The organism is Microbispora sp. NBC_01389 (genome assembly GCF_045040095.1).
In the GTDB taxonomy this organism is placed as follows: Bacteria; Actinomycetota; Actinomycetes; order Streptosporangiales; family Streptosporangiaceae; genus Microbispora.
On sequence record NZ_CP109552.1, the window covers coordinates 6039949 to 6056758 of the forward strand.

At 71.1% G+C, this 16810-nt stretch carries 14 protein-coding genes; 4 read left to right on the forward strand and 10 right to left on the reverse strand.

Annotation, left to right across the window (positions count from 1 at the left end; all coding sequences use genetic code 11):
* Positions 1–37 precede the first annotated feature (37 nt).
* From OG344_RS26730 to OG344_RS26740, 3 genes are all read right to left on the reverse strand, one after another.
* The gene (locus OG344_RS26730; RefSeq protein ID WP_405085453.1) at positions 38–829 is read right to left on the reverse strand and encodes a hypothetical protein; all 792 of its coding nucleotides are present in this window, start codon (positions 827–829) and stop codon (positions 38–40) included.
* The gene (locus OG344_RS26735) at positions 772–1104 is read right to left on the reverse strand and encodes a hypothetical protein (protein WP_405085454.1); all 333 of its coding nucleotides are present in this window, start codon (positions 1102–1104) and stop codon (positions 772–774) included. Before OG344_RS26735 ends, OG344_RS26730 begins: the two co-directional genes overlap by 58 nt.
* Positions 1105–1308: 204 nt before the next feature.
* A complete protein-coding gene (locus tag OG344_RS26740; protein ID WP_405085455.1) occupies positions 1309–2226 on the reverse strand; it encodes a carbohydrate kinase family protein in 918 nt (305 codons plus the stop codon).
* A 585-nt stretch (positions 2227–2811) separates the two neighbouring features.
* On the opposite strand from OG344_RS26740, the gene OG344_RS26745 reads away from it, so the two are divergent.
* Positions 2812–3225: a helix-turn-helix domain-containing protein gene (locus OG344_RS26745; protein WP_405085456.1), complete on the forward strand. Its 414-nt coding sequence runs from the start codon at positions 2812–2814 to the stop codon at positions 3223–3225.
* Positions 3226–3333: 108 nt separating this feature from the next.
* Here the strand turns inward: OG344_RS26745 and OG344_RS26750 are convergent, their stop codons facing one another.
* The 6 genes from OG344_RS26750 to OG344_RS26775 form a co-directional block, all read right to left on the reverse strand.
* Positions 3334–3540 (reverse strand): cold-shock protein, encoded by a 207-nt coding sequence (locus tag OG344_RS26750; RefSeq protein ID WP_061253952.1) that lies wholly within the window; start codon positions 3538–3540, stop codon positions 3334–3336.
* A gap of 297 nt (positions 3541–3837) precedes the next feature.
* Positions 3838–4860: a LacI family DNA-binding transcriptional regulator gene (locus OG344_RS26755; RefSeq protein WP_405085457.1), complete on the reverse strand. Its 1023-nt coding sequence runs from the start codon at positions 4858–4860 to the stop codon at positions 3838–3840.
* 10 nt (positions 4861–4870) lie between these two features.
* Entirely contained in the window at positions 4871–6499 is a 1629-nt protein-coding gene (locus OG344_RS26760) for a glycoside hydrolase family 13 protein (protein WP_405085458.1), read from the reverse strand.
* 26 nt (positions 6500–6525) lie between these two features.
* Positions 6526–7449, reverse strand: coding sequence for a sugar ABC transporter permease (locus OG344_RS26765; protein ID WP_405085459.1), 924 nt, complete (start codon positions 7447–7449; stop codon positions 6526–6528).
* Positions 7443–8405 (reverse strand): carbohydrate ABC transporter permease, encoded by a 963-nt coding sequence (locus tag OG344_RS26770; protein ID WP_405085460.1) that lies wholly within the window; start codon positions 8403–8405, stop codon positions 7443–7445. Before OG344_RS26770 ends, OG344_RS26765 begins: the two co-directional genes overlap by 7 nt.
* 3 nt (positions 8406–8408) lie before the next feature.
* Positions 8409–9716, reverse strand: coding sequence for an extracellular solute-binding protein (locus OG344_RS26775; protein WP_405085461.1), 1308 nt, complete (start codon positions 9714–9716; stop codon positions 8409–8411).
* A gap of 313 nt (positions 9717–10029) precedes the next feature.
* Between OG344_RS26775 and OG344_RS26780 the strand changes: the two genes are divergently transcribed.
* Complete coding sequence (locus tag OG344_RS26780) at positions 10030–11304, forward strand: ABC transporter ATP-binding protein (protein ID WP_405085462.1); 1275 nt, start codon at positions 10030–10032, stop codon at positions 11302–11304.
* Positions 11305–11342: 38 nt separating this feature from the next.
* Here OG344_RS26780 and OG344_RS26785 read toward each other — a convergent pair whose 3' ends face one another.
* Complete coding sequence (locus OG344_RS26785) at positions 11343–11960, reverse strand: amino acid-binding protein (RefSeq protein WP_405085463.1); 618 nt, start codon at positions 11958–11960, stop codon at positions 11343–11345.
* A 256-nt stretch (positions 11961–12216) separates the two neighbouring features.
* Here OG344_RS26785 and pulA point away from each other — a divergent pair, with 256 nt between their 5' ends.
* Positions 12217–15207 (forward strand): pullulanase-type alpha-1,6-glucosidase, encoded by a 2991-nt coding sequence (gene pulA, locus OG344_RS26790; RefSeq protein ID WP_405085464.1) that lies wholly within the window; start codon positions 12217–12219, stop codon positions 15205–15207.
* A 79-nt stretch (positions 15208–15286) separates the two neighbouring features.
* Entirely contained in the window at positions 15287–16708 is a 1422-nt protein-coding gene (locus OG344_RS26795; protein ID WP_405085465.1) for a sensor histidine kinase, read from the forward strand.
* Positions 16709–16810 lie beyond the last annotated feature (102 nt).

Here is a 16810-nt window from a genome sequence, read left to right on the forward strand (position 1 = left end):
TTCGCAGTGGACTTCTTCGCGTACCCGCTCACATCGGTCAACGGCGCACCCGATAGCGCAGGTGAAGCACTCGGTTGCCCTGAATCGCCACGTCAGGATCCTCCAACAGGTGCTGCGCGTGGACCGACCCGCAGTAGCGCTTGCCGGACCCGAACACGACGGGTACGACGTCCATGCGCACCTCGTCGATCAGGCCCGCGGCAAGAACCTTGCCACCGACGTCGCCAGCGGCGACCTCGATCAAGCGGTCACCCGCAAGCTCCTGCGCCTTGGCCACGGCTGCCTCGACGCCGTCGACGAAGTGAAACGGCGCCTCGGGGTCCCAGCCCCCGGGCATCGGCCGGTGCGTCACGACGACCACATGGTCGATCCCGCTCGGAGGCTTTCCGTCCCAGCCGTTCAGGTCGAAGACGTGGCGGCCGACGATGGTGACTCCGATCTGGTCCCAGTACGCCCGGGTGTAGTCGTAGGCGGCGAAGCGGTAGGTGCGGGCCAGCCGCTTCGGCGTGACGCCGATGAGCTCCTTGAACCGCTGTGCCAGATGAGTGCTGCTGACACCGGCAGCCACGCTCAGGTCGCCGATCGCCACCGCCCCGCTGGTCTCCGCGATGACGCTGCTCGTATGGCGGACCAGCCCCAGGCCGGCAGTCTCGCACAGCCGTCGCATCAGCTCCTCCTCGAGCAGCGTCAGCATCTCGTGGGGTCCGTCCGCCGTGGCCAGCCGGTCGCGCAGCTCGGCAATGGCAGGCCGGCCCCAAACCTGCTCCACCGTCACCGGCCGGTCACACAGCTCGGCCGCGGGCATCGGCAGGAACGGCGCCGGCCCCACGGCCTGAAGTGCACGCCAACGGACCGGGTCCGGAGTGGGTAGCCGAACTCCAACGCGCGGGTGGGCATGGTGACCACGCAGCCGTCGGCGTACTCGGCCGTCTCGATGTCGGTGCCTGCGCGGATGCGGAACGGTGCCCCGAGGTTGACGATGAGCAACGCCGCCGGCATCGGCGGCAGCGTCAGCCGGACGTACGGCGGCGCACCCTCCAGGTAGTAAAGGTCGTCGATCAGCCCGTCCAGCGGCGGTCGCGGCACTCTGGACACGTACTCCACGCCCACAGCATCGCCGCCACCGTGTTCGCGATCAGCCCCCGCCGGCATCAAGCGCCGGGATGTCCAGCCGCGCTGCCGCCGGAACGGGCGAGTGTCCGGCGTTGGGCAGTCGGCAGGTCGGCGGGTTCCAGGCGCCGGTCGGTAAGCTCCGCCACGAAATCGCCGGTCACCTTGGTGTCGGCGAGTGTACGTAGCAGCGCGTCCTCAGGCGCTCAGCAGCGCGTCCAGGCGGATCGGGTCCTCGTGGGTGCCCGGAACCGTGCACGCGTGCGCCCCCGCCACGGCGCCCAGTCGTACGCACTCCTCCAGGGACCGGCCGTCCAGGCGGCCGTACAGGAAGCCCGAGACGAACGCGTCGCCGGCGCCGTTGGTGTCGGCGACCGGCGCGGGGAGCGGCGCGGCCGGGAAGTGCCGCAGGCCGCCCGAGGCCAGCACGTGGCAGCCCGCCGCGCCGTCGGTGCAGACGACCAGCGACGCGCGGCCCCGCTCCGCGATCGACCGCATGACCGCCTCGCGCCGCTCGCCGAGCCTGGCGGCGGACAGGAAGACGAGGTCGGAGGAGAGGGCGAAGTCGCGGTGGTGCCCGGCCTCCCCGTCCCAGTCGTGCAGGTCGGTCGAGGTCGTCGTGCCCCCGGGGACGTCGGCGTACACGTGCCGGGAGAAGTCGGTGATCGACACGTGGACGTGCCGCGCCGCGCGGAGAGCGGGCAGGTAGAGGTCCCGGGGCAGCCGCTCCCCGGGCACCGCCCGGGGGTCGAACAGCGAGGTGCGCCGCCCGTCGGGGCCGACGAGCAGCATGCTGCGCCGGGTGCCCGCCGCCGTGACCGCGTGGCGGAAGTCCACGCCCCGGGCGGTGAGGTGGTCGCGGATCAGCGCGCCCTGGGGGTCGTCGCCGATGAGGTCGACGAGCGTCACCCGCAGGCCGAGCGCGCGGCAGCCGAGCGCCACCCCGGCCCCGGTGTTGCCGATCCGGTCCACGACGGGCGGCACGGTGTAGGTGTCGGCGTACGGCAGGGGAAGCTCAGGCACGTAGACGGTGGTGTCGACGCCGGCGCCGCCGACGACGAGGACGTCGAGCGGGCGGTCGGCGACGACGCCGCCGCCGTCGTCATCAGGGGTCACGTCGGCTCCGGACGGTCGTGGCGCGGAATCAGGGCGGTACGACGCTGCCAGATCACCAGAGCCGGCGGAAGGGCTGCCACGCCCGGAACCAAAAACCTGTGTTCGCCGCAGTAGACATTCGTGCCCACTGGGGCTACTGTTTCTCGCATCGCAAGGAACGGTTCGGCCGGGCAGCGGAAGGATCAGCATCACGAGGAACTGCCCGGAGCAGGATGAAGTCGAGAGTTGATGGCAGAAGGTCGGGCGTGACGGGCGGCATGATCAGCCCTGATCGTCGACGCGCTGCCGCAGGTGAAGGCCGCAGATGTAACCGGACAGCGGTCCGGAAAAAAGAGATGAAAGGAGTGCTGACGCCATCGAAGGATCGCCCGTTGCCGGCTGAGTCTCGCCGCTCGGGTACCGCAGTTCCACGGAAAGAAGGTGGTCTACGGTCACGCATCCGCGATCCCCGCGTCACCGCCGGTCTGTACGGCGGACGCGGAAAACAGTAAGTCGGCTGGATACGGCCGGTGGATGGTGTTGAACTCTTCGGGCCCCGGCACAACAGGTGCCGGGGCCCCTGTCTACGCGTGATGAAAGGAATATATGGATCAACCTCGCTCGGCTGCCGAGGGTGACACGCTCGCTCACGGCAGGATCGCGGACACGGCCGGGTCCGGGGCTGGATCAAGGGCCGAAGACCGTTTCGAGGATCGGTTCGACGATGAGGACTACCCCGCGTACAGCATGGGCACGGCCGCGGAGATGCTCGGTGTCAGCCCCGCGTTCCTGCGGGCTCTGGGCGCCGCGAAACTGATCGAGCCGAAACGCTCCGGCGGCGGCCATCGCCGCTACTCCCGCTATCAGCTGCGGCTGGCCGCGCGCGCCCGGGAACTCGTCGATCAGGGCACTCCCGTGGAAGCCGCCTGCCGGATCATCATCTTGGAAGACCAGCTCGCCGAGGCGCTGCGCGTCAACGACGCGCGCGGCCGCCCGGCCGGAGAAGCCGCGCGGCCGTGATCGGCAATCCGTGCCGCCCGATTCCCGGGTGGCGGCGATGCGGCGGCCGGAAACGAATCAGGGCTCGCACCCGTGAAGGTGCGAGCCCTGATACGTGACGCTACCTTGTCAGGCGGCGACGATGTTCTCGGCCTGAGGGCCCTTCTGGCCCTGGGTGACGTCGAAGGCCACCTTCTGGCCCTCGCGCAGCTCGCGGTAACCGCCCTGAGAGACGATGTTGGAGTAGTGCGCGAAGACGTCGGCGCCGCCGCCGTCCTGCTCGATGAAGCCGAAGCCCTTTTCCGCGTTGAACCACTTCACGGTGCCAGAAGCCATGTTGATCTCCTCTTGGTAGGTGGAGCCGAAATCCGCATTGTCACGAATTCCGCGTTGCCGCGATAGGCCCACACCCGGAGTAGACCGGCAAACAAAAATGCACCTGACGCTACATACTGTCAGGTGCACACAAGTTCATCATGGGTACCACAACTGCAACTGGGTCTAACCTAGCACACGGGAGGCGTGTACGCATACCCCGCCGCCGTGCGCCCGGACAGATCGCATTCCGCGCGGCTGCCCCGCACCCACCCTTGTCTTCAGAAAACGCCCCCGGACGCGCGATCACGGCGGGGGTCAGCGGTTGACGAGAGGGCCGGAGCTGGTGGAGCCGCGGACGACGAGCTCGGGCTGGTAGACCAGCTCGACGTGCTTGGCGGGGGTGCCGCCGATCTCCTCCAGGAGCGTCTGCACCGCGGCCGCCGCCATGGCGCCGATCGGCTTGCGCACGGTCGTCAGCGGCGGGTCGGTGAACGCCATCAGCGGCGAGTCGTCGAACCCGACGACCGACACGTCCCCCGGCACCGACAGCCCGCGCTCGCGGGCGGCGCGGATCGCGCCGAGGGCCATCAGGTCGCTGGCGCAGAAGATGCCGGTGCAGCCCCGGTCGATCAGGGCCCCCGCCGCGGCCTGCCCGCCCTCGACCGAGAACAGCGAGTGCTGCACGAGGTCCTCGACGTCGGTCAGGCCGAGGAGCTGGGCCATCGCCTGCCCGAAGCCCTCGATCTTGCGGATGACCGGGACGAAGCGCCGCTGCCCCAGCGCGAGCCCGATCCGCTCGTGCCCGAGGTCCACCAGGTGCTGTACGGCGAGCCGGGCGGCGAGCCGGTCGTCCGGCGAGATGAACGGCGCCGGGATGGCGTCGCTGTACCCGTCGACCAGCACGATCGGCAGCCCGCGGTCGGTGAGCCGGGTGTAGCGGTCCATCCGGGCGTTCGTGTCGGCGTGCAGTCCCGAGACGAAGACGATGCCGGACACGCCCCGGTCGAGGAGCATCTCGGTGAACTCGTCCTCGGGTGCGCCGCCGGGCTCCTGGGTGCACAGGATCGGCGTGTAGCCGTGCTGGATCAGCGACTTCTCCATCGCCTGGGCGAAGGCCGGGAAGATCGGGTTGCCGAGCTCGGGGATCACCAGGCCGACCAGGCCGTTGCTGCGCCGGCGCAGCCGCTGGGGCCGCTCGTAGCCCATCAGGTCGAGGGCGGTGAGCACGGCCTGGCGGGTGGCCGGGGCCACCCCCGCCTTGCCGTTGAGCACGCGGCTCACCGTCGCCTCGCTGACTCCGGCCTGAGCAGCGATGTCAGCGAGGCGCGTGTTGTGCATGACCATCATTTTAGGCATTGTCCCTGGTCCACCAGGTGGCGGAGTCGGGGGCCAGCCGGATCGCGCCGCCGGAGGTCTCCGGCCCGCCGCTGGCCAGCAGCAGCCCGCCGTACGCCGCGGCGTGGTCGTGCGGGAGCTCCACCCACTCGGGCGTCATGTTCAGGACGCAGGCGAAGGTGTCGCCGCGCCGGAACGCGAGGGTGCCGGGCGGGCTGTCGAGCCAGGTCAGGGTGCCGTCGCCCAGCTCCGGGCGCTCCCGCCGGAGGGCGAGGGCGGCCCGGTAGAGGCTGAGCATGGACGCGCCATCCCGCACCTGGGCCTCCACCGACAGGTCGCGCCAGCCGGCCGGCACCGGGAGCCAGCTCTCGGTGATGCCCGGCGGGCTGAACCCGTACGGCGGCTCGCCCGCGTCGGTCCACGGCAGCGGCACCCGGCACCCGTCCCGGCCGCTGTCGGGGTCGCGCAGCCGCTGGGGGTCCTGGAGATACCGCTCCGGCAGGTCGAGGACCTCGGGGAGGCCCAGCTCCTCCCCCTGGTAGACGTAGGCGGAGCCGGGCAGCGCGAGCATCAGCAACGCCGCCGCCCGCGCCCGGCGCAGGCCGCGCTCGCCGCCGCCGTACCGGGTGACGTGCCGCTTGACGTCGTGGTTGGACAGCACCCAGGTCGCCGGCGCACCGACCAGCGCCGACGTGCGCACCGACTCGTCGATGACCTCGCGGAAGCGCACGGCGTCCCAGGGGGTCTGGAGGAAGTGGAAGTTGAACGCCTGGTGCAGTTCGTCCGGGCGGACGTAGTTGGCCAGCCGCTCGGGCGAGGGCGCCCAGGCCTCCGCCACGCCGATCCGCTCTCCCTCGTAGGAGTCGAGGATGCGCCGCCAGGCCCGGTGGATCTCGTGGACGCCGTCCTGGTCGAAGAACGGCACGACCTGGGCGCCGATCATCTCGGCCTGCCCGGCGGCTCCCACGTCGGGCAGGCCGGGGGCCTTGACCATCCCGTGCGCCACGTCGATCCGGAAGCCGTCGACCCCGAGGTCGAGCCAGAAGCGCAGCACGTCGGCGAACTCCTCGTGCACCTCCGGGTGCTCCCAGTTGAGGTCGGGCTGCTCGGGGGCGAACAGGTGGAGGTACCACTGCCCGTCCCCGACGCGGGTCCAGGCGGGCCCGCCGAAGATCGACTCCCAGTCGTTGGGCGGCAGTTCGCCGGCGACGCCCTTGCCCTCGCGGAAGATGTAGCGCGCCCGCTCGGGACCGCCCGGCGCGGCCCGCAGCGCCGCCTCGAACCAGGGGTGCCGGTCGGAGGTGTGGTTGGGCACCACGTCCACGATGATCCGCAGGCCCAGCCCGTGGGCGTCCTCGATCAGCGCCCGCGCGTCGGCGAGCGAGCCGAAGATCGGGTCGACGTCCCGGTAGTCGGCCACGTCGTAGCCGAAGTCGGCCATCGGCGAGGGATAGAACGGCGTCAGCCAGATCGCGTCCACGCCGAGGTCGGACAGGTACGCCAGGCGGCTGCGGACGCCGAGCAGGTCGCCGACGCCGTCGCCGTTGCCGTCCGCGAAGCTGCGGACGTACACCTGGTAGATCACCGCGTCGCGCCACCACCGGGTGGTGACCACCGGCGGCTGGACGGCGAGTTCGGTCATGGGGATCCCCCGATTCTCATGGTGGGTCACGCCTTCGTCGCGCCGGCCGTCAGGCCGGTGACGAGGTGACGCTGGACGAGCAGGAACACGGCGGCCGCCGGAATCGCGATCAGCACCGACGCGGCGGTGAGCAGGCCCCACTCCGCCTTGTGCTGGCCGACGAACTGGCTCAGCCCGACCGCGAGCGTGTACTTGTCGTCGCCCGTCATGAACGCGGTCGCGTACGCGACCTCCGCCCACGCGGTGAGGAACGAGTAGAACGCGGCCACCGCGAGGCCGGGCTTGGCCAGCGGCAGGATCAGCCGCCAGAACGTGCCGAAGGGGGTCAGGCCGTCCACCCGGCCCGCCTCGTCGATCGACACGGGGACCGTGTCGAAGTAGCCCTTCATCATCCACGCGCAGAACGGCACGGTGGAGGTGAGGTACGCGACGACAAGCGACGGGAACTGGTTGATCAGCCCGAGCCCGGCCATCAGGTTGTAGATCGGCACGATGAGGATCGCCACCGGGAACATCTGCGTGATGAGCAGCATCCACATCACCGAGCGGAATCCCGGGAAGCGGAACCGGCTGACGGCGTAGCCGGTGGTGGCCGACAGCAGTACGCCGAGCGCGGCCGTGATGAGCGACACGATCATGGAGTTGGCGGCCCAGGTCAGGAACCGGGTCTCCCCCAGGACCTGGGCGTAGTTGGCGAGGGTGGGGTGGTCGACCGGCGCGACCGAGGCGGTCTCGATGACGGTCCTCGGCTTGAGCGAGGTCAGCACCAGCCACGCGACCGGGAACACCGACACGATGCTCGCCGCGATCAGCGTGAGGTGCAGGGCGACCGACCTGACCGGGGTGCGCCGTTCGCGGCTCCACGTCCCGGCGGGAGCGGACGCCGGGGCGGCGGGGGCGGGGGCGGTGCCGGGTGCTGGGCTCGGCTCGGGGGCGGCGGGGTTCACCATGCCTCCCCCTGCCGCCGCAGCGCGCGCTTGTAGACGGTGGCGAGCACGACGAGCAGCGCGAGGATCACCAGGCCCCAGGCGGCGGAGCCGGAGTAGTTCCTGATGCCCTCGAACGCCTGGCGGTAGGCGTACGTCACGAGGATCTCCGTGGAGCCGCCCGGTCCTCCCTTGGTCAGCAGGAAGATGACCGGGAACTGGTTGAACGTCCAGATCGTGCCGAGCAGCACCACAGTGCTCGACACCGGGCGCAGGCCCGGCAGCGTGATGTGCCGGAACCGCTGCCAGGGGCCGGCGCCGTCGACCTCGGCCGCCTCGTGCAGCTCGCGCGGGATGGACTGCAGGCCGCCGAGGAGCGCGAGCATCATGAACGGCACGCCGAGCCAGACGTTGCAGGCGATCACCGAGACCTTGGCCCAGAAAGGGTCGTCGAGCCAGGCGATCCCGGCGAACCCGGCGGCCCGCAGCATGGCGTTGACCACCCCGAACTCGCCGTTCAGCAGGTAGCGCCAGATGAACGCGGACACGAAGGCCGGCACCGCCCAGGGCAGCACGAGCAGCATCCGGTAGAGCGACCTCAGCCGCAGCGGGCGGTTGAGCAGCAGCGCCAGGCCGAGACCGATGCCCACGTGCAGGGCGACGCACACGACCGTCCACACGATCGTCCAGCCGAGCCGGCCGAGGAACTCGGCCGAGGTGAGGATGGCGGTGTAGTTCCGCAGGCCCACGAACTCGTAGGTGGACGGGATGACGTTCATCCCGATCGTGCGGCCCATGGTGGCCTCGGTCGCGTCGGTCAGCGACAGGTACACGCCGCGGGCGAGGGGATAGCCGACCAGCACCAGGGTCACGATGACGACCGGCGCCGTCATCGCCCAGGCGTACCAGTGACGCGACAGGAGGCGCCGCGCCCCGCTACGGGGCGCGGCCCTTCTCGTCGTGACGACGTCAGCCGTCATCGCCTACAGGCTCCAGCCCTTGAGGATGCCCTGGTATGCGGTGGCGACGTCCTTGAGCATGGGCTCGGTGGTCGTCTGGCCGCCCGCGAGCTTCTGGTAGCCCTCGACCAGCGGCTGGAACAGCGAGGCGGCCTCGGGGATCCAGGGGCGCTCGACGGCCGACTCCATGGGCTTCTGCCACTGGGCGATCTTCGGGTTCGCGGTGGCCTCGGACGCGCTGTAGGCGGGCTGGCGGGTCGGCAGCAGGCCGAGCTTGCCGGCGACCTTCGCCTGGCCCTCCGCGCTGTCCATGAACTGGACGAACAGGTAGGACGCGTCGAGGTTCTTCGAGCCGGCGTAGACGGTGTAGTCGTGGCCGCCCAGCGGCGCGCCCGCCTTCGCCGAGCCGGCCGGGACCGGGGCGACGCCGAAGTTGTCCGGGTTGTCCTTGAACACCTTGCCACCGAGGTTGTCGGCGTTCGACCAGGGGCCGTTGAAGATCATCGCGACCTTGCCGTCCTTGAACGCGGTCTCCGCGTTCGTGTAGCTGTCCTGCAGCGCGGGCTTGACGGCGGCGCCGGACGTGATCAGGTCCTCGACGACCTTCACTCCCGCCACGCTCTGCGGGGACGAGATCGTGATCTTCTTGTTCTGGACGTCGACGAAGTCGCCGCCCTCGCCGTAGATGAACGGGAGCAGGAAGTAGGCGTCCACGTTCAGGGCGAGCCCGCCCGCTCCGGTCTTCGACTTGACGTCGAGCGCCGCCTTCTTGAGGTCGGCCATCGTGGCCGGAGGCTCGTCGTGGCCCGCCTTCTTCAGCAGTTCCTTGTTGTACAGCAGGCCGAGGGTGTCGGTCACCTGCGGCACGCCGTACGTCTTTCCGTCGTATTTGCCGCTCGCGGCCGGGACCGGCAGGAACTCGTCGGGCTTGTCGACCGCCGGGGTGCCGTCGAGCGGCGCGAGGTAGCCGAGGGAGGCGAACTCCGCGACCCAGCCGACGTCGGTGCGCAGCACGTCGGGGGCGCCCGATCCCGACTGCGCGGCGGTCTTGAACTTGTCCCGCGCGTCCGCGAACGGCACGTTGACGTACTCGACCTTGATCTTCGGGTACTTGGCCTCGAAGTCCTTGATGAGTTCCTGGAAGACCGGACCCTCGTTCGTGGCGTCCGAGGTATCCCACCAGGTGACCGTGCCGGACACCTCGGCGGTAGCGGCGCTCCCGGCCGGCGCCGATCCCGCGTCGCCCGAGTCGTTACCTGAGTCGTTGCCACAGGCGGTGACCGCCAAAGCCAGCGCCGCGGCGACCACCGCGGACGTGAGGACTCGCCTCATCTGTGTCGCACTCCTTGCTCAGGGGATTTGACCGGAAGGTAACAGCGGGCCTGGTGGGATGAAAGGCCTTACAGAAAGTTTCAGCAATTTCGTTACCTTTGACCCCTCCCGGAGGGCGTCAGGGAGGTCACGGCATAACCCTGACACGCGGCTTTAGCAAGGGGAAAGTTTGGAGTAACGGCAAGTTGCAGGCAGATGCCGGATCTTTCACGACACGTATGGACATGAGTGCCCGCGACGCGATGTACTACCTCATCATTTACATCGGCGGCCGGGGATTCGGGCTCTCCTGCCCGGGAGGAACGAGCTTGGAATGAGCACCGTCGTCCTCGACAACGTGACGAAGATCTACCCGGGGGGGTACCTCGCGGTCGACCGCATGAACCTGCGTGCGGACGAGGGCGAGCTTCTTGTCCTGCTCGGCCCGTCGGGCTGCGGGAAGTCCACACTGCTGCGCATGATCGCGGGACTGGAGGAGATCACCTCCGGCGACCTGTGGCTGGGCGGGCAGCTCGCGAACCACCTCGCGCCCCGGGACCGGGACGTCGCGATGGTGTTCCAGAACGGCGCCCTCTATCCGCACCGGACGGTGCGCGGCAACCTGTCGTTCCCGCTGGAGATCGCCAAGGCCGATCCCACCGCGGTCAAACAGCGGGTCGTCGAGCTGTCGCGGGCGCTGCACATCGACGAGACGCTGGACCGGCGTCCGGGCACGCTGTCCGGCGGCCAGCGCCAGCGCGTCGCCATGGGCCGCGCGATCGTGCGCCAGCCCTCGCTCTTCCTCATGGACGAGCCGCTGTCCAACCTCGACGCCGGCATGCGCACCGAGCTGCGCATGGAGATCTCGTCACTGGTCCGCGCGCTGGGGGTCACCACGATCTACGTGACGCACGACCAGGTCGAGGCCCTGACCCTGGCCGACCGCATCGCGATCATGAACAGGGGCGTGCTGCAGGACCTCGGCACCCCCGCGCAGGTCTACAACGACCCGGCGACCGCCTTCACCGCCGCGTTCCTCAACTCCCAGCAGCTCAACCTGCTCGCGGCGACCGTGCGCACCCCGCAGAACAAGTTCATCATGCTCGACTTCGGCCCGCACCAGATCACCATGCCCTGGACCGATCCACGCGCGTACGCCGTCTCCCAGCACACCGGCATGCAGATCATCGTGGGCATCCGGCCGGACGGGCTCGTCCCGGTGCCGGAGAAGACCGAGGGCCCGACCTTCTTCGGCCGGGTCAGGACGCTGGAGTACCACGGTCACGAGTGGCTCGCCTATCTCGAGGCCGGGATTCCCGCCGTCACCGCGCCGGAGCCGCCGGACCGCCGCCAGATGAACGGCACCAACGGTGGCGGCAAGGCCCGGTCGATAGTGCGCCGCCTGCTGAACGGCTCGTCGGCGCCGGAGGAGGAGGAACCGCCGCCGATCTCGGCGTCGTCAGGCACGCACCGGCGCGCCGACCTGATCGTCCGGCTGGGCAACCGGCCGGTGTGGCGCGCGGGCGAGCACGGCCGGGTCGCCGTCGACGTCTCCCGCCTCATGCTCTTCACCATGGACGGCAACCGCATCGACCCGCCCCGCCGCTGACACCGCCGCACCGATGACGCCGGCACACGCCGTACGGCTCACACCGTACGGCTGACGCCGCCGGCCAGCACCGAGACGATCCCCGCCAGCCGGGCGATCTTGTCGACCTCGGCCCGGTGGAACGCCGGGCCCTGGGAGCGGGCCACCACCAGGTGGACGCCGTCCATCGGCACGCTCACCAGGTGCAGGCCGCCCTCGTCGAACGCCGTGGCGCGCAGCGGGGTCAGCTCGGCCGCGGGCACCGTCTCGGGCGCCTGCCAGCACCCGTGGACGATCGCGCCGCCGGCCGAGTCGACGGCCACCGCCCACTCCGCGCTCACCAGGTCGGCCACCGCGTCCACGAGGGTGACGTACGCGCGGCCGGGGTCGCCGGCCACGTGGCCGAGAAGGTCGTAGTCGAGGCTCGCGCCGGGCACCTCCCGGGTCGGCCACACGCCCTCCACCCGCGTGCCGGGCACCACCCCGATGCGGTCGCGCAGCTCGGCGGGCTCGAACACCGCCGACCAGGAGACGGTGAAGTCGTCCACGGCCCGGCCCGCCTGCCGCTCCAGCACAGTGACCTGCAGGATGTCGGCGCCCATGACCCCGAACGCCCGCGCCACCTGGCCGAGCACCCCCGGCCGGTCGGGGAGCGAGACCCTCAGTCGCAGCAACATCCCCACCACCTCCTCCTCCATCCGCGCGGGCCGACGCGACACCAACAGTGTCGGACATAGGTTTCACGCCTGTTACGGCGGCGGGTCACGGGACGACTGGAATGTTTCCGGAAATTTCAGCAAATGCTTGCACCATCGTGGGCGTGACAGTAGCCGACACCACCGCCGCTCCGGCCGCGCCGCCGGACGCCGAGCTCGCCCGGGACGCGCTCCGCGTGGACTTGACCCGGAGGGCACCCCTCTGACGTACAAGGCCGTGGTCAAGGACTCGGCGGGCCGGTTCGCGGGCGACACGGCGACCGCGACGGCGGGGCCGGAGCCCGCGGAAGAGGAGCCGGGCGCGGTCAGGCGCGATTACGTGGTGGTCCACTACAAGCGCGACGGCGGCGACTACGACGGCTGGGGCCCGCACTTCTGGGGCGACGCGGCCGGATCGGCCGAGTGGGGCGACCCGCTGAAGCCGGCCGGGAAGGACCTCTTCGGGGTCTACTTCGAGGTGCCGCTCAAGGAGGGCGCGCGGTCGCTCGGGTGGATCGTCCACAAGGGCGACGTCAAGGACCAGCAGACCGGCCAGTCCCTCGATCTCGCCGTCACCGGCAACGAGGCGTGGAAACTGTCAGGTGTGGACGGATACCTGCTGCCCCAGCCGGCGGCCTCCGGGGCGGACGCCGACCTGTCGAAGGCGGCGGCCCAGTGGATCGACCGCGACACCGTGGCCTGGAAGGGCGAGGTCGCGGCGGCGAACAGCTACGCGCTGGCCTACTCCCCCAAGGGCGACATCGCGTACGAGAAGGGCGATCACACCGGGGACGTCCATCTCGTCCGGCTGACCCCCGGGCAGCTGAGCGACGCGCAGAAGGCCGCGTGGCCGCACCTGTCGGCGTACGGCGCGCTGAAGGTGGACCCGCGCGACACCGGTCTCGTGCGCGACGCGCTACGCGGCCAGGTGGTGGCGGTCGAGCGCGGCCCCTCCGGCGCGCTGCTGACCGCCACCGGCGTGCAGATCTCCGGCGTGCTCGACGATCTCTACGCCGGTGCCGCCAAGATCCCTCTGGGGCCGACCGGCGGCGGCGCGCTGTCGGTGTGGGCGCCGACGGCCCGGAAGGTCGAGCTGGCCCTCTACGACGGCCCGGCGGCCGGTCGCCGTTCCGTTCACCCGATGCGCAGGGACGACGCGACCGGCGTGTGGTCCGTCGCCGGCCCGTCGTCCTGGCGGGGCAGGTACTACACCTATCTCGTCACCGTCTACGCCCCGGCCGCCGGGAAGTTCGTGACGAACGAGGTGACCGACCCCTACAGCCTGTCGGTGTCGGCCGGGTCCGGGCGCAGCCAGATCGTGGACCTGGACGACCGGGCGCTGCGGCCGGACGGCTGGACGGCGCTGCGCAAGCCCCCGGCGGTGCGGCAGGACCGCGCGTCGATCTACGAACTGCACGTGCGCGACTTCTCCGCCTCCGACGCCACCGTGCCGGCCGCCGAGCGCGGCACGTACAAGGCGTTCACCGAGACGGGCAGCGCCGGGATGACCGAGTTGCGGAGCCTGGCGAAGGACGGGCTGACCCATGTGCACCTGCTGCCGGTCTTCGACTTCGCGACCGTGCCCGACCTCGTGGCGGACCGCGCCGAGCCGGGCTGCGACCTCGCCGCGCTGCCGCCGGACTCCGACCGCCAGCAGGCGTGCGTCATGGAGACGGCCGCCGGGGACTCCTTCAACTGGGGGTACGACCCCCTGCACTACACCGTGCCGGAGGGGTCGTACGCGACCCACCCGGACCGGCGGATCAGGGAGTTCCGCGAGATGGTGGCGGGGCTGAACGGCGCGGGGCTGCGGGTGGTCATGGACGTGGTCTACAACCACACGCACGCCGCCGGGCAGGACCCGGGCAGCGTGCTCGACCGCGTCGTCCCCGGCTACTACCAGCGGCTCATGGACGACGGCACGGTGGCGACCTCCACCTGCTGCGCGAACACCGCGCCGGAGCACGCGATGATGGGCCGCCTCGTGGTCGACTCGATCGTCACCTGGGCGAGGCAGTACAAGGTCGACGGGTTCCGGTTCGACCTGATGGGTCATCACCCCAAGGCGAACATCCTCGCCGTACGGAAGGCGCTCGACGCGCTCACGCCGGGCAGGGACGGCGTGGACGGCAGGTCGATCATCCTGTACGGCGAGGGCTGGGACTTCGGCGAGGTCGCGGGTGGCGCCCGGTTCGAGCAGGCCACGCAGGCGGCCATGGCCGGGACCGGGATCGGCACGTTCAACGACCGGCTGCGCGACGCGGTGCGCGGCGGTTCGCCGTTCGACGCCGACCCGGGCGTCCAGGGCTTCGGCTCCGGCCTCGCGGACCGGCCCGGCGACCGGCTCGCGCACTACGAGGACCTGGTCAGGCTGGGGCTCGCGGGCAACCTGCGCGACTTCACGTTCACCGGGTCGGCGGGCACGCCGGTGAAGGGCTCCGAGATCGAGTACAACGGCGGCCCCGCGGGGTACGCCGCCACGCCGGGCGACGCGGTGACGTACGTGGACGCGCACGACAACGAGACGCTGTTCGACGCGCTGGCGTACAAGCTGCCGCGGGACACCCCGATGGCCGACCGGGTCAGGATGCAGACGCTGTCGCTGGCCACGGTCCTGCTCGGCCAGGGCACGGCGTTCGTCCACGCCGGCAGCGAACGGCTGCGGTCCAAGTCGCTCGACCGCAACTCCTACGACTCGGGCGACTGGTTCAACCGGCTGCTGTGGGACTGCGAGCGGGGCAACGGCTTCGGGGCCGGCCTGCCGCCCGCGAAGGACAACGAGGCGCACTGGCCGTACGCGCGGCCGCTGCTGGCCGATCCCGCGCTGCGGCCGGACTGCGCGGCGATCGGGGCGGCCCGGGCCGGGTTCGGCGAGCTGCTGCGGATCAGGTACTCCTCCCCCGCGTTCTCGCTGGGCTCGACGGCGGAGATCGCCCGGCGGGTGACGTTCCCGCCCTCGGGGACGCCCGGAGTGATCGTCATGCGGATCGACGCCGCCGGCGCCGACCCCGCCGTGAAGGCGATCTACGTGGTGTTCAACGCCACCGGGAAGGCCGCCGATCCGGCCGTGCCCGGCGTCAGGGGCGCCCGGGTCGCGCTGCACCCGGTGCAGGCGGCGTCGGCCGATTCGGTAGTGCGCCAGGCGGCGGCCGACCCCGCGAGCGGCGTCCTGCGCGTGCCCGCCCGCACGGTCGCGGTCTTCACCGAAACATCCGGCAATGCGGCATAAATCCGACTTTGGATAGTTTTGGCGTTCTATTGCCATCGTTGCGAGTTTTTCGCGTAATGACCATGAGTAGCCTCGGGTGATGCTCGTTCCCAAGCACCCCCGCTCGCTCCGGGCCCGGCTGACGCTGATCGCGGCCGGGCTCGCGGCGTGCCTGCTGATCCCGATCGCGGTCGTGCTCAACGTGCTCGTACGGCACGCGGTCGCCGAAGGGATCTGGAACGAGAGCCTCGACACCGCGAGCCGCGTCGCGGCCTCGATCCGCGACGGCACCCTGACCGATCCCGTGCCGGCCGGCGCCAACGGCATCGACCTGGTGGAGGTGGTCAGCTCCGACGGCCGCGTGATCGCCGGCAGCGCGGCGGCCAGGGGCGTCCACCGGCTGAGCCCGTTACACCCCGCCGCCGACGGCGAGGTGACCCAGACGACCTCCTGCGCCCCCCACGGCCGCGACTGCATCTACGTGACGGTGGTGCGCGTCCTCCCCGGCTCCGGCTCCGACTTCGTCTACGCGGGCCGCGCCGCCCCGGCGATCCTCACCAGCCCCCTGGCCCTGCCGTCGCTGTTCCTGCTGGCCCTGCTGCTCTCCGCGCTCTCGGGATGGACCGCCTGGAAGACGGCCGGCCGCGTGCTGCGCCCCGTCGAGGCCATCCGGTCGGAGCTCGCGGGGATCGGCGAGAAGAACCCCGGCTCGCGGGTGCCCGAGCCACCCGGCGACGACGAGATCGCCGTCCTCGCGAGGACCGCCAACGACACGCTGGCCCGGCTCGACACCTCGATCCGGCGGCAGCGGCAGTTCGCGGCGGACGCCTCGCACGAACTGCTCACCCCCATCGCCGGGATCCGCGCCCAGCTGGAGAGCGCGCGGCTGCATCCCGAGGACACCCCCGAGGCGGTCCTCGCGGCGCTGCGCGACACCGAGCGGCTGGAGGCGATCGTCTCCGACCTGCTCCTGCTCGCCCGCATCCCCACGGTCCCCGAGACCGCGCGGGAGGAGGTCGACCTGTCGCATCTGGTCGTCGCCGAGGTCGACCGGCGGCCGGGCCGGTTGCCGACCCAGTTGCACGAGACGCCGGGGGTGGTGATCAGGGGCATGCGCCGGCACCTCGCCCGGGTGGTGGCCAACCTGCTCGACAACGCCGAGCGGCACGCGCTGACGGTGGTGTCCGTACGGATCGAGCGGGCGGAGGACGAGGCGGTCCTCTGCGTGCGCAACGACGGCGGGTGCATCCCGGAGGCGGACCACGAACGGATCTTCGAGCGGTTCTACCGGACCGACGCGGCGCGCAGCCGCAGCCGGGGCGGCACCGGGCTCGGCCTCGCCATCGCCCGCGAGGTGGTGGAGGCCCATGGCGGGTCCATCCGGGTGGAGAACGTCGAGGACGGCGTGCGGTTCGTGCTGCGGCTGCCGCTGGCGCCCGATCACCCGGACGAGCCGGATCCGGACGGACCGGACCCCGGGGGCCAGAACGCGCGACCCCGAATGGAGGACACCCAAAGTTAAGACCGGCGCCCCTGCTCGTTCAGCCGCGCAACCCCTGACGGGACCACCTGCTGGCTAGTTTTCGGGACACCCCCGCCCCCCAGGACCCCCGGGGTTCCCGAT

What these genes read in the sequence shown, in the direction of transcription:
- OG344_RS26745 (WP_405085456.1), top strand. Translation starts at nt 2,812, where the DNA reads ATGGATCAACCTCGCTCGGCTGCCGAGGGTGACACGCTCGCTCACGGC.
- OG344_RS26750 (WP_061253952.1), bottom strand. Translation starts at nt 3,540, where the DNA reads ATGGCTTCTGGCACCGTGAAGTGGTTCAACGCGGAAAAGGGCTTCGGC.
- OG344_RS26755 (WP_405085457.1), bottom strand. Translation starts at nt 4,860, where the DNA reads ATGCACAACACGCGCCTCGCTGACATCGCTGCTCAGGCCGGAGTCAGC.
- OG344_RS26760 (WP_405085458.1), bottom strand. Translation starts at nt 6,499, where the DNA reads ATGACCGAACTCGCCGTCCAGCCGCCGGTGGTCACCACCCGGTGGTGG.
- OG344_RS26765 (WP_405085459.1), bottom strand. Translation starts at nt 7,449, where the DNA reads ATGGTGAACCCCGCCGCCCCCGAGCCGAGCCCAGCACCCGGCACCGCC.
- OG344_RS26770 (WP_405085460.1), bottom strand. Translation starts at nt 8,405, where the DNA reads ATGACGGCTGACGTCGTCACGACGAGAAGGGCCGCGCCCCGTAGCGGG.
- OG344_RS26775 (WP_405085461.1), bottom strand. Translation starts at nt 9,716, where the DNA reads ATGAGGCGAGTCCTCACGTCCGCGGTGGTCGCCGCGGCGCTGGCTTTG.
- OG344_RS26780 (WP_405085462.1), top strand. Translation starts at nt 10,030, where the DNA reads ATGAGCACCGTCGTCCTCGACAACGTGACGAAGATCTACCCGGGGGGG.
- OG344_RS26785 (WP_405085463.1), bottom strand. Translation starts at nt 11,960, where the DNA reads ATGTTGCTGCGACTGAGGGTCTCGCTCCCCGACCGGCCGGGGGTGCTC.
- OG344_RS26795 (WP_405085465.1), top strand. Translation starts at nt 15,287, where the DNA reads ATGCTCGTTCCCAAGCACCCCCGCTCGCTCCGGGCCCGGCTGACGCTG.